The sequence below is a fragment of the Erysipelothrix tonsillarum DSM 14972 genome (genome assembly GCF_000373785.1).
GTDB classification, from domain to species: Bacteria; Bacillota_I; Bacilli_A; order Erysipelotrichales; family Erysipelotrichaceae; genus Erysipelothrix; species Erysipelothrix tonsillarum.
Genome location: NZ_KB892379.1, coordinates 346319 through 359624 on the forward strand (window position 1 = coordinate 346319; position 13306 = coordinate 359624).

At 38.9% G+C, this 13306-nt stretch carries 14 protein-coding genes; all 14 read left to right on the top strand.

Translation table 11 applies throughout. From position 1 onward, the window contains the following. Nucleotides 1-2 precede the first annotated feature (2 nt). The 14 genes from B096_RS0107370 (at nt 3) to B096_RS0107435 (ending at nt 13260) form a co-directional block, all read left to right on the top strand. Nucleotides 3-1646 (top strand): formate--tetrahydrofolate ligase, encoded by a 1644-nt coding sequence (locus B096_RS0107370; RefSeq protein ID WP_018580103.1) that lies wholly within the window; start codon nt 3-5, stop codon nt 1644-1646. Between the two features lie 41 nt (nt 1647-1687). After that, entirely contained in the window at nt 1688-2224 is a 537-nt protein-coding gene (locus B096_RS0107375) for a hypothetical protein (RefSeq protein ID WP_018580104.1), read from the top strand. 60 nt (nt 2225-2284) lie between these two features. After that, nucleotides 2285-4459, top strand: a complete 2175-nt coding sequence (locus B096_RS0107380; protein ID WP_018580105.1) for a Tex family protein — start codon at nt 2285-2287, stop codon at nt 4457-4459. 385 nt (nt 4460-4844) lie between these two features. Beyond that, the gene (locus B096_RS0107385) at nt 4845-5195 is read left to right on the top strand and encodes a hypothetical protein (protein ID WP_018580106.1); all 351 of its coding nucleotides are present in this window, start codon (nt 4845-4847) and stop codon (nt 5193-5195) included. Beyond that, nucleotides 5182-5856 (top strand): F0F1 ATP synthase subunit A, encoded by a 675-nt coding sequence (locus B096_RS0107390; protein WP_018580107.1) that lies wholly within the window; start codon nt 5182-5184, stop codon nt 5854-5856. Before B096_RS0107385 ends, B096_RS0107390 begins: the two co-directional genes overlap by 14 nt. A 12-nt stretch (nt 5857-5868) precedes the next feature. Further along, complete coding sequence (gene atpE / locus B096_RS0107395; protein WP_018580108.1) at nt 5869-6108, top strand: ATP synthase F0 subunit C; 240 nt, start codon at nt 5869-5871, stop codon at nt 6106-6108. Between the two features lie 21 nt (nt 6109-6129). Then, nucleotides 6130-6642, top strand: coding sequence for a F0F1 ATP synthase subunit B family protein (locus B096_RS0107400; RefSeq protein ID WP_018580109.1), 513 nt, complete (start codon nt 6130-6132; stop codon nt 6640-6642). Then, nucleotides 6626-7159 (top strand): ATP synthase F1 subunit delta, encoded by a 534-nt coding sequence (gene atpH / locus B096_RS0107405; protein ID WP_018580110.1) that lies wholly within the window; start codon nt 6626-6628, stop codon nt 7157-7159. Before B096_RS0107400 ends, atpH begins: the two co-directional genes overlap by 17 nt. Continuing rightward, complete coding sequence (gene atpA / locus B096_RS0107410; protein WP_018580111.1) at nt 7152-8672, top strand: F0F1 ATP synthase subunit alpha; 1521 nt, start codon at nt 7152-7154, stop codon at nt 8670-8672. Before atpH ends, atpA begins: the two co-directional genes overlap by 8 nt. Continuing rightward, on the top strand, nt 8665-9447 hold the full coding sequence (locus B096_RS0107415; protein WP_018580112.1) for a F0F1 ATP synthase subunit gamma: 783 nt from the start codon (nt 8665-8667) through the stop codon (nt 9445-9447). The genes atpA and B096_RS0107415 overlap by 8 nt, the downstream gene beginning before the upstream one ends. After that, nucleotides 9448-10845 carry a F0F1 ATP synthase subunit beta gene (atpD, locus tag B096_RS0107420; RefSeq protein ID WP_018580113.1) on the top strand — a complete coding sequence of 466 codons (1398 nt, stop codon included), beginning with the start codon at nt 9448-9450 and terminating at the stop codon, nt 10843-10845. Beyond that, nucleotides 10838-11236, top strand: coding sequence for an ATP synthase F1 subunit epsilon (atpC, locus tag B096_RS0107425; RefSeq protein ID WP_018580114.1), 399 nt, complete (start codon nt 10838-10840; stop codon nt 11234-11236). Before atpD ends, atpC begins: the two co-directional genes overlap by 8 nt. Further along, nucleotides 11233-12573: a TrkH family potassium uptake protein gene (locus B096_RS0107430; RefSeq protein WP_018580115.1), complete on the top strand. Its 1341-nt coding sequence runs from the start codon at nt 11233-11235 to the stop codon at nt 12571-12573. Before atpC ends, B096_RS0107430 begins: the two co-directional genes overlap by 4 nt. Nucleotides 12574-12585: 12 nt before the next feature. Further along, entirely contained in the window at nt 12586-13260 is a 675-nt protein-coding gene (locus B096_RS0107435) for a potassium channel family protein (protein WP_018580116.1), read from the top strand. The last annotated feature ends 46 nt before the right edge of the window (nt 13261-13306 follow it).

Genomic DNA, 13306 nt, shown 5'->3' on the forward strand with positions numbered 1-13306 from the left:
TTATGAAAACAGATGTAGAAATATCGGAGGCGATTGCATTGCGTCCGATTCAAAAAATTGCCCATGAACTTGATATTCCTGAATCAATGCTTGAACCTTATGGTCATCACAAGGCTAAACTTTCGATGTCTTTGCTTAAACAACCGCAAAAAGGGAAGTTAATTCTGGTGACGGCGATAAACCCTACACCAGCAGGTGAGGGGAAAACTACTGTGAACATTGGTCTATCGATGGCATTAAATCGTCTTGGGGTTTCTGCTATTAGTGCTTTACGAGAACCCTCTTTAGGCCCTTGTTTTGGCATGAAAGGCGGTGCAACTGGAGGCGGGTATGCGCAAGTTGTACCCATGGATGACATTAATTTACATTTTACAGGTGATTTCCACGCCATTACTTCAGCACATAATTTGTTGGCGGCGATGATTGATAACCATATTTACCATGGAAACGCCTTGCAAGTGGATCAGAAACGCATTGTTTGGCAACGTGTGATGGATATGAACGATCGATCCTTGCGTGATTTGGAAATTCACGGCAAACGTGTTGCACATCCAACGTCTTTTGATATCACCGTTGCTTCAGAAATTATGGCTATTTTATGCTTGGCGGAAAGTGTGGATGATTTAAAAATTCGGTTAAGTCGAATTGTGGTTGCATATAATCTCGATGGAGTCGCGTTAACTGCCGCAGATTTTGAAGCGGTGGGAGCGATGGCTTTGCTTTTAAAAGATGCGATGAAGCCCAATTTAGTTCAAACAACAGAACATACCCCAGCATTGATTCATGGGGGACCGTTTGCAAACATCGCTCATGGTTGCAATTCAGTGATTGCGACACGAATGGCTCTCAATTTAAGCGACTATGTTGTCACAGAAGCAGGGTTTGGCGCTGATTTAGGAGCGGAAAAGTTTTATGATATCAAATGTCGCACTGCAGGTCTTACACCAGCTGCTACAGTCTTGGTTGCAACAATTCGCGCTCTCAAATACAACGGGGGTGTACCTTTAACGGATATAGATGCTGAGAACATTCCAGCGCTGCAAAAGGGTTCACAAAATCTAGTGCAGCATTTTGAAAATTTAAAGAAATTTTCTGATAATGTCATTATTGCAATCAATCAATTTGTGACCGATACTCCTGCAGAGATTTTGGTATTGAAAGAATTGGGTAAAACGTTAGGGTGTGAAGTCGTTTTAACCAATGTGTTTGCGGAAGGTGGTAAAGGCGGCGAAGCTTTGGCGCAACAGGTTATCAAGATGTGCGAATCACCATCAAACTTTAAACCGTTATATCCACTTGAATCAAATCTCAAGCATGAAATTGAAACGATTGCAGAGGAAATATATCGAGCCGATGCTGTAAGTTATGATGACGAAGCGCTTAAAAAACTCGAACACATTGAGGAGAAGTATCCCCAAGGGCTCCCAGTTTGCATTGCTAAGACGCAAACATCCTTTAGTGACGATCCGAAAAAACTCAATGCGCCAAGAAATTTCTCGGTCCATGTTCGTGATGTTCGTCTTGCTGCGGGTGCGGGGTTTGTCGTTGTCCTTCTTGGAAATATTCTAACCATGCCGGGGTTGCCGAAGCATCCTAATGCAATGGATATGGATTACATTGGGGGTAAGGTTACTGGACTGCGTTAAAGGGTATGCTATAATATGCTCGATATTATTTGAGGTGAGTCGTGGAACAAAGAGAAGTTTATATTGTTTTAAGTGATACAGGGAGCTTGCTGACACGAATTATTAAAATGGTTACAGGTGCTCCCTATAATCATGTTTCAATCTCGTTTGATGCTTCGCTTCATAAGTTGTACAGCTTTGGCCGTAAACAACCTCACAACCCTTTCTGGGGTGGGTTTGTTGAAGAAAGTTTTTACGAGGGGACGTTTAAACGTTTTAAAAATACACGTTGTCTTGTATTAAAGCTTCAGGTTGAAGCGGACACCTACGCACTGTTAGAAGCAAATGTGAGGGTGTTTATTGAAAACATGGATTTGTACCACTATAACTTCGTTGGGTTGATTGGTGCCGCGTTTAAACGCCGCATCGCTCGTGAAAATGGCTATTATTGTTCTGAGTTTGTCGCTGAAGTTATGGAACAATCAAATCTGGTATTTTGGGAAACGCCCAATTATCTTGTTCATCCCTATGATTTTAGTAAGGTTGATCAATTTGAAGTTGTATATGAAGGCTTATTAGCCGATTTTTCAAAAGCGTGAACCACGCTTTTTTATTCGTTTGCAGGTATGTTAGAATAAGTATAGAAGTGAGGAAATTAAATGGAAAAAAATATAGTTGATTTACTCAAAAAGGAACTGAAACAATACAGTCCCCATCAAATCGATGCAGTGCTAAAACTGCTGTCAGATGGGAATACGGTGCCGTTTATTGCACGTTATCGTAAAGAAGTTACAGGAACTTTAGATGAAGTCCAAATTCGTGAAATTGAAGAGCGTCACCATTATCTTGAATCATTAGAAACACGTAAAGAAGAAGTCTTACGTCTTATTGATGAGCAAGGTAAGCTCACTGAAGAACTTGAAGCGAAGATTACCAAAGCTACGGTACTTCAAAAAGTTGAAGACTTATATAGACCCTATAAACAAAAACGTAGAACAAAGGCAACGATTGCGAAAGAAAAAGGTTTAGAGCCACTTGCAGATATCGTGTTCAGTTGTCCTCAGGAGTTTGATTTTGATGAGCAAGGTACGCCTTATTTAAATGATGAACTGGAATTAAATACGTTGGATGATGTTTATCAAGGGGTTCATGAAATTATTGCGGAGCGTGTCGGTGATGAACCGTTATTCCGTGAGTGGATTCGTGATTTCACCGTTAAAACTGGGGTGTTAACGACGGTTTTAAAAGATGAATCTAAAGATGAACGTCATGTTTACGAAATGTACTATGACTTTTCGCAACCTGTCAATAAAGCGGCTTCGCATCGCGTATTAGCGGTGAATCGCGCTGAAAAAGAAGGCGTCATCAAAGTTGATATTGTTGTCGATGAACCGAAAGTCATGCGTCATTTAGATCACCAAATCATTGGAAATAAAACAGATTCACCAGCAGTTGCGTCCGTTCGAACTGCTTATGAAGACAGCTACAAACGTTTTATTAAACCAGCAATTGAACGAGAAGTTCGCAATATGCTGACTGAAGATGCTGAGAAACAAGCAATTGCGATTTTCGGTGAAAACCTTCGCAATCTTTTATTGCAAGCACCGCTTAAAGGGTGTACGGTTATGGGATTTGACCCTGCGTATCGTACCGGATGTAAATTGGCGATTGTAGATGAAACGGGAAAGGTACTGGCTATTGATGTGATTTATCCACACAAACCTGCACCTGCTCATAAACAAGCGGAAGCAGCACAAAAATTTAAAATGCTGATGGAACAATATCAAGTGGATATGGTAGCCATTGGAAATGGTACTGCAAGTCGGGAATCGGAAGTATTTGTTTCAGAAAATCTTAAGAAAACAAATACTGAAGCATTTTATTTAATCGTAAATGAAGCGGGAGCGTCGGTATATTCAGCAAGTGATATTGCGCGTAAAGAATTTCCGGATTTACAAGTTGAACAGCGATCTGCTGTAAGTATTGCTCGTCGAATCCAAGACCCCTTAGCAGAACTTGTGAAAATTGATCCTAAATCAGTAGGGGTTGGACAATATCAACATGATGTGAGTCAAAAGAACTTAACGAATCAATTGGATTTTGTTGTTGAGACGGCAGTAAACCAAGTCGGTGTGGATGTGAACACCGCTAGTCCGCAATTGTTAGAACATATTGCGGGACTAACTAAGACGACGGCTCAAAACATTGTGACATATCGTGAAGAAAATGGATCGTTTGATTCACGTACGAAAATTAAAAAAGTACCGCGTTTGGGACCGAAGTCATTTGAACAAGCCATCGGTTTCTTGCGCATCCCTAAAGGGAAAAACATTTTGGATAATACGGGGATTCACCCAGAAACATATGTTGTTACAAAACAAATTTTAAAAGATGAAGGCATTAGTTTAAAGGAACTTGGTACCGAAGCAAGCCGCAAACATTTGGAGTCATTATCGCTCAATGATCTCGCAGAGCGATATGAACTCGGTAAAGAAACACTTAAAGATATTCTAAAAGCATTGATTGCTCCAGGTCGCGATATGCGTGATGAGATGAGCGGTCCGCTGCTTCGATCAGATGTATTGACGATGGAAGATTTGAGAGCTGGAATGGAATTAAATGGGACGGTCCGTAATGTTGTGGACTTTGGAGCCTTTGTTGACATTGGTGTGAAGCAAGATGGTTTAGTCCATATCTCAAAATTGAGTGACCAATTCGTTAAGCATCCTACCGATGTGGTTGCTGTTGGAGATGTTGTTAAAGTTTGGGTTATGGATGTGGATGCTGCGAAACAACGCGTTCAACTATCAATGGTTCCCATTCAAGCAACGTAAAATAAAAATATAATACTAGAGAACCGTAGTCTTGTTGGGTCAAGAATTGCGGTTCTTTTTTTATGTTTTTGGCCAGTATAAAATTTTCAAACTAAAAAAGCAATTAAAATACAACGATTATTTGTTAAGATTGGGTTAATTTTCCAACGAAAAAGAGTCGTTTTCCTATCCTATTTATATAGGGGCAAATTGGAACGAATCGATTCATAAATATTGCGTGGTTGGACATGCTGAATTCATTGAAAAAAGAAGTCTGATGTGTTACGATTTACCCGTATTCACAGTGTTGAATGAAGGAGTCGATAACCCGTTATGAATGTCTAACTTTTTTTACAGAAAGTTGATGCGCACGAAACGGGGTTTTTTTGAGATTATGGAGGTGCTTATGGCAAGGAAAGTGAAATTTGGTATGATTGCGATTGTGGCAATGGTACTGATGTTCTTTGATTGGCGAATGACTCTTGGTTGGCTCATTGGCTGGGCATGTCTTTTAACGCTAGGATTTTTCAGAGAAAAATTTTATGCGATTATTCTCGATGAAGATCAGTTTACGGTTGGGAAGTATGTACGGTACATCGTGTTTGTATTTTTAATTCTATGGTTACCATTATTACTCGCCTTTATGTTTCCTAATGCAATTAACCCGTATGCATTGGCGGCATCGTATTTGATTGATCGACTCATATTATTTATGACCGGGTTATTTACAAAGGAGAATAAGCATGGTACAGAGTGAACTCTATTCAGTCTTGATCTTAACAGTTGCTATCTCCGCCTTGTTTTATGTTATTGGTACAAAGCTTAAAGGACTTACGCTTGAAGAACGCCCAAAAGGATTGGCGCTTAAAGCAGTACTTTATGTTCAAACCATAACGACGTTTACTGTGCAGAACATGGGTGAAAAACATGGAAAGCGCATGGCGGCGTACATTGGGAGTGTATTTATATACATTCTACTCGCAAATATGATGGGATTAACAGGCTTACAGGCACCAACAAGTAACTACAGTGTTACACTTGTTCTTGCTATTATTACGTTTGTACTCATCCAAATTGCAAAGATTGACGCGAATGGCGTTAAGGGATATATCAAAGGATTCTTTGAACCATTCTTCCCATTTGTTATTCCAAACTTTTTTGGTACAGTAGCACCATTAATCAGTTTGTCATTACGTTTATTTGGGAACGTATTATCGGGAACGGTCATTATGACATTACTTTATACCTTCACAGGATGGGTAAGTAGTTTTGTTCCAGTAATTGGTGGATTCAACTTTATGGGAGTTATTGTAGCTCCAGTATTACATTTATATTTTGATTTGTTTTCTGCATTTTTGCAGGCATTTATATTTATTTCATTGACATCAATTTTAATTGCTGTCGAGTATTCAGAATAAGGAGGATTTAAAATGGATACAATTAGTGTTGGTAAAGGTTTAGTAGCGATTGCTGCTGCAATGGCGGTTATGACAGGTATTTTCTCAACAATTGGACAAGGTTATGCTGCAGCTAAGGCTGTTGAAGCAGTAGGTAAAAACCCAGAAGCAGAAAGTAAAATCCGTGCGATGTTAATTCTTGGTGCTGGTATTGCTGAAACAGCTGCTATCTACGGTATGTTAATTTCATTCTTGTTAATCTTTGTATTTTAATTAATCTATTAGGAGGGTTCTATGACTATCGATATTGCACAAAAGTTAATGCCTAATCTTTTGACTATGGCGGCTCAACTTGGTGCTACATTCGTAATATATTTGATGTACAAAAAATATTTACACGAACCTGTTCAAAAATACTTAGAAAAACGTTCGGAATTAATTGAGAGCGAAGTAAAAGAAGCAGAAGCACTTAAGTTAGAATCAAGTAAACTAAAAGAAGAACAACATCATGAGTATGTTGTTGCAATGGAGCGCCTGAAAAAAATTGAAGGTGACATGATGGCTGATGCCGAAGCAAAACGGAAAGAAATTATTGCGTCTGCTCAGGTGGAAATTGACCGTCGTGAAGTAGCATTGCAAAAAGAATATGAATTAGAAAAGAAAAAACTCTATACAGAAGTTCAACAATACATGTTGGAAGTTGCAGTGGATGTAAACCGAAAAGTGCTGCAAGATGCTGCACTGGATAATGCGACGATGATGGATGATCTTGCAAAGGAAATGAATGCTTATGATTATAAGCACTAAAGTCTACGCAGAGGCACTTTATCAAGTTGGGGTTGAAGCAAGAAAACCCCTTGAGTTCTATGAGGCGTTAAAAACTTTTCAAGAGTTTCTAGCGGATCAAGAATTTTATCGCATTATGGTTGCAACATTCTTAGATCAAGAAACATTGGAACCTGTATGGAATGAATTGGGAAAAACTTTCCCACAGGAAGTTGTAAAGTTTTTAAGTATTATTCAAGATGCAAATCTGATGAGTGATTTTCACCGGATTGTACGCGAATATCGCGATTACCTTGAAGAAGGAAAGCATCTGAATGTGGTAGAAGTAACAAGTCCTGATGTTTTAAGTGAGAACGAAAAAGATCAGCTCATGTCAAATTTAAAAGCAAGATATGCGGGTTTGTTTGAAATCGTCTATAACGTAGACGCTTCACTAATCAACGGTCTTGTGGTTCGTGTCAACCATGATATTTATGACACAAGTATTAAAAGTAAGTTAGATCGAATCTTAAACCAGGGAGGATTAGAAAATGAGTAACCAAACTGAAAACATCCTACAGATGTTAAAGGAAAAAATAAGTACAATCGAATTTGATGATGCCAATGTTGATGTTGGTAAGGTATTCAAAGTCGGTGATGGTATCGCCTTTGTACGTGGTTTAGATCAAGTTCTATCTGGTGAGATGCTTCGTTTCAATGATGAAGTTTATGGCTTAGCTTTAAACTTAGAAGAAAACCAAGTAGGGGTTGTACTTTTAGGAAATGATAAACTCGTTAAAGAAGGGGATGTCGTTTACCGTACAAACCATATTATTGAAGTTGGAGTCGGAGATGCGCTCTTAGGACGTGTCGTAAATGCTTTAGGTCAACCGATTGATGGTCAAGGACCAATCGAAACGGTTGATGTACGTCCAATTGAACGTGTAGCACCGGGTGTTATGACACGTAAGTCCGTTCATGAACCACTTCATACAGGGATTAAAGTTGTTGATTCAATGATTCCTATTGGTAAAGGTCAACGTGAGTTAATTATCGGAGACCGCCAAACGGGTAAAACAAGCATTGCTTTAAATGCGATTTTGAATCAAAAGGGTCAAGATGTAAAATGTATCTACGTTGCAATTGGTCAAAAAGCTTCGACTGTTGCGATGGTCGTTGAGAAACTTAAAGAACACGATGCATTGGATTATACTGTGGTTGTATCCAGTACCGCGAGCGAATTGGCACCGCTTCAATATCTTGCACCTTATACAGGGTGTGCGATTGGAGAACACTGGATGGACAATGGTGAAGATGTTCTAATCGTTTATGATGACTTATCAAAACATGCTGTTGCTTACCGTACCATTTCACTTCTTTTAAGAAGACCAGCAGGACGTGAAGCGTATCCTGGAGATGTTTTCTATCTTCATTCACGCTTACTTGAGCGCTCTGCAAAACTGAATGAAAATTATGGTGGTGGATCGATGACTGCGTTACCAATCATTGAAACACAAGCTGGAGATATCTCAGCATATATTCCGACCAATGTTATTTCAATTACAGACGGTCAATTATTCTTAAACTTAGATTCATTTAACAGTGGTGTTCGACCTGCGGTTGATAGTGGTATGTCAGTATCCCGTGTTGGTTCAGCAGCGCAAACAAAGGCAATGAAACATGTGGCATCATCGCTAAAATTAGAACTTGCAACGTATCACGAATTATTGAGTTTTGCTCAATTTAGTTCCGATATTGATGAAGCAACACAAAAAACAATTGATCATGGTCGTCGCTTAACAGAACTCTTAAAACAAGGGGCCTTAACCAAGACACCTCATGAGTTGATGATTATTAGTATGTTCTTAAACAAATACGGGTATCTTGATCAATTAGAAGTAAAAGAAGTCTTACCATTTGAAAAGCACCTTCACAATCGTTTTCTACAAACCCATACGGATGTATTAGAACGAATTAAAAAAGACTATGTGCTTGATGATGCGTTAATTCAAGATTTAAAAACAGTTATTGATGAAGAGATAAGCGACTTTAAGGCGGCACATCATGCCTAATACTTCGGGTATAAAAAAACGCATTAAATCCATCTCTTCAACTCAAAAAATCACAAAGGCCATGAAGCTTGTTTCGTTGAGTAAACTCCAACGGTATCGTGACCAAATGAGTGAGTTCAAAGATTATTACGAGGCTGTGACGCAAGTATCCGATCAATTTATACATTTTGATGAAGCGACCATCGGTGACATGCCTCGCATCTATCTCGTCGTGATGCCAGACTTGGGATTGTGCTCTGCATATACCCAAGGGCTTGCTCGCCGTCTCTTGGAAGTTTATAAACAGGATGATCTTGTAATCAGCTTAGGAACGCAAGCATACGAGTTTTTAGAAACACGTGATGTTAAGATCATTAATGCAGAAACATCAAGTGAACGGATTGAACTCCTCGACATTATTAAAATGATTGAGCCTTATGTAGCGACTCATCAAATCGTTGCCATTATACCTGAGTATGAAAGTGCGATGACCCTTGATTTTAATCTTCATATATTGAATACAAAAGCAAGTGATCGTCGCGATGATGTTATCTATGAACCGAGCTTCGAAGAAGCATCTGAGATGATGATTAAGCAGTCGCTTATGAGTTTAGTTAAATATACTTATCTCACATCAAAGGTTAGTGAGCATACAACACGTCGTATTGCTATGGAAAAAGCAACCGATAGTGCTCAAGACATGATTGATGATCTTGGCCGCAAATATAATCGTGTGCGTCAAGAAGCAATCACACAAGAAATATCAGAAATTGTTTCTGGAATGGAGGTTTCTTAGATGAAAGGACGTATCGTACAAATTGTAGGACCAGTAGTGGATGTACGCTTTGAAAAAGAGCACATGCCAAAACTATACAACGCTTTAAAAGTTCAACATGAATCAATGGATGTAACACTTGAAGTGTCACAACATATTGGTAATGACTTGGCACGTTGTATTTCAATGGGCCCTACAGATGGACTATCACGTGGACTCGAGGTTGAGGACACAGGATATGCAATCAAGGTTCCGGTCGGAAAAGAAATATTAGGCCGAATGTTTAACGTATTGGGAGAACCAATCGATGAACAAGAATTTAATACAGATGGTGTGGAAATGCATGAAATCCATCGTGAAGCACCACCTTTTAAAGATCAACAAACAACAAATACTGTATTAGAAACAGGTATCAAAGTTATCGACTTACTCTGCCCATACCCACAAGGTGGAAAAATTGGACTCTTCGGAGGTGCCGGGGTAGGTAAAACAGTTCTAATGCAAGAGTTAATTCACAATATCGCGATTGAACACAGCGGACTTTCAGTTGTTGCAGGTGTTGGAGAGCGTACACGTGAAGGAAATGACTTGTACCATGAAATGAAAGATGCAAAAGTTCTTGAAAACACCGTACTTGTGTACGGACAAATGAATGAGTCACCTGGTGCGCGTATGCGTGTTGCATTATCGGCACTGACGATGGCTGAAAATTTCCGTGATCAAAATAAGCAAGATGTTTTACTCTTTATTGATAATATTTTCCGTTTTACTCAAGCCGGTTCAGAAGTTTCAGCGTTGTTAGGCCGTATGCCTTCAGCTGTTGGATATCAACCTACTTTAGCAACAGAAATGGGACAGTTACAAGAACGTATTACATCAACTAAGTCAGGTTCTATTACATCAATTCAAGCAATTTATGTTCCAGCGGATGACTTAACTGACCCTGCTGCTGCCATTACATTTACGCACTTAGATGCGAAAACTGTATTGGATCGAAATATTGCAGCACTTGGAATTTATCCTGCTGTTGACCCACTCGAATCAAGTAGTAATCTCTTATCTGAGGATGTTGTTGGGGAAGAACATGTTTATGTTGCGACAGAAGTTCAAAAAATTCTACAACGTTATAAAGATTTACAAGATATTATCGCAATCCTTGGTATGGATGAATTGAGTGAAGATGATAAGTTAACGGTTAACCGTGCGCGTAAGATCCGTAACTTCTTATCCCAACCATTCTTCGTAGCGGAAACGTTCTCGGGTATTCCGGGTTCGTATGTGCCAATTGCTGACACAATCCGTAGTTTTAAAGCGATTTTAGAAGGCGAAGTGGATCACTTACCAGAACAAGCATTCTTGTTCGCTTCTACAATCGATGACGTTTACCGCAAGGCAGGCGTAACCCAAGAAAATGTTTAATTTAAATATAGTTACACCGGAAGGGAAGTATCGAAGTGTTGATGTGGAATCCATCACACTTCCGACTTCTGACGGACAACGCACGGTGCTTCAAGAGCATATGGCAATTGTATTGCCAATAGCAATTGGAACAATGTATACTAAATCTAAAGATGGTCGTGAAAATTATGCTGTTTCAGAAGGATTGTTTACGTTTGAAAACAATCAAGGAACCCTTTTAGTTGCTACAATTGAAAGTGAAGCAGAGATTGACTTCCATCGCGCTGAACAAGCACGTATTCGTGCTGAACAGCGATTGAATGAAAAAAAAGAGTATGAAGATGGGCTTGATTTAAAACGGGCTCAATTAGCTCTGATGCGTTCATTGTCGAGGTTGAGGTTGAAAAAATGAAACGTAAATTTAAAAAACTTACAATTCCTCAATATATAGCACTTGGATTCGCACTAACGATTTTTGTTGGTGCGACCTTGTTGTCTTTACCAATATCAAGTCAAAGTGGTCATGCTACGAATTTTCTTGATGCATTATTTACAGCGACTTCGGCGGTATGTGTGACAGGTCAAGTTACATTAAATACGGCAGAACATTGGAACTATTTTGGAAAAACGGTAATCATTACGCTAATTGAAATCGGTGGACTGGGGTTCATGTCAATTATTGTGATGTTTTTTGTCTTTTTAGGAAAGCGTTTAAACTTGCGCCAGCGTTTAATTGTACGTGAGGCAATTAATACCGATAGTCTATCAGATGCTCAGTTTCTGATTCGATATATCATTCGGTTCTCATTGACAATTCAAGCAATTGGAGCAGGACTTTTAGCGATTGATTTTATTCCGAGATTCGGATTATGGAAGGGTCTTTATTTTTCGTTCTTTCATAGCATATCTGCATTCTGTAATGCAGGATTTGACCTCTTTGGGAACAGTTTAGAAGGCTTTACTCAAAATCCTCTCGTAATTCTAACAATTGGTGGATTAATAGTCGTGGGTGGCTTAGGGTTTATCGTATGGCGTGATGTGTTATCATACCGTCGAAATCGTAAATTACTTATGCATACCAAGATTACACTGATTACAACACTTTCAATATTAGGAATAAGTTTCATCCTATTTTGGTTAAGTGAAAGTCGCAATGGAACTTTTGCGGATTTACCGTTCCACTTGCAACTCATTAATTATTTGTTTATGGCGATTACGCCGCGTACGGCAGGATATGCGAATGTTAACTACGCTACGGTTTCGTCAATGGGTATTTTTGTTACAATTCTCTTAATGTTTATTGGTGCCTCATCCGGATCAACGGGTGGTGGTGTAAAAGTTACAACGGTCGCGACAATTATTCTCTTTGTTCGCTCCAAGTTAAGGGATGAACAAACACATTTTAAGAATCGCTCCATCTCTCACGAAAAAGTAGAGAAGGCGCTCTTAATTGTATTTGCTGGGATTATTATGGTTTTACTTGCTTCACTCATATTGTTGATTACAGAAACAATTCCGGAACGCTATGGAATCGAATATGTACTTGTTGAAGTATTTTCGTGTTTTGGTACTGTAGGTCTTACAATGGGATTGACCCCAAACTTAACGGTGATTGGTAAAATTGTATTAATCGTATTAATGTTTGCCGGACGTATTGGATTATTAACATTCTTCCTCTCGTTTGGTGGCCGTGCAGAAAAGAAAGAACCATTAATTCGTTACCCTGAAGGTAATGTATTAATTGGATAAAGGAGCGAAATAATGACAAATAAAACTGTTGCTATCCTAGGGCTTGGATTATTTGGAGCATCTATTGCGAAAACGTTAGCGCGTCACAAGGTTGATGTTATCGCGATGGATTCAAAAATGGAACGTGTTGAAGAAGTAGCGAATTTAGTTGAACATGCAGTACAAGCTGATTTCACCAAACTTGAACAACTTGAAGCAGCGGATGTTGCGAATGCTGATATCGCAATTATTGCTTCTGGTGAACGCTTAGAATCAACGATACTTGGTGTATTAAACCTCAAAAAACTGGGCTGTAAGCATGTTATCGTGAAAACTAAAAATATGGACTACTACGAAGTACTTAAAAAAGTAGGGGCTGACCGTGTTGTTTTACCTGAAGTGGAAATGGGTAAACGCCTCGCTAATGAAATTGCAAAACACAGTGTAATCGATGCCTTAAAAATTGATGATCGTTACAATATTGTAGAAATACATGCGCTCTCATCATGGTATGGAAAAAGCATTAACGACTTAAATCTTCGTCAAGACTATGGATTCAATATTCTTGGTATGAAGTGTGACAACAATCAAGAATTTCAAATTCTTGTGAGTCCAGAATATAAAGTTCGTGAAGGAGACTTATTCTTCGTTCTTGTTGAAGAAAAAGACTTACAGCGTTTTAATGAACTTGAAGATCGCAACGAATAATAAAAAGCCAATCTAATTTTAGATTGGCTTTTTATTAAGCACATTG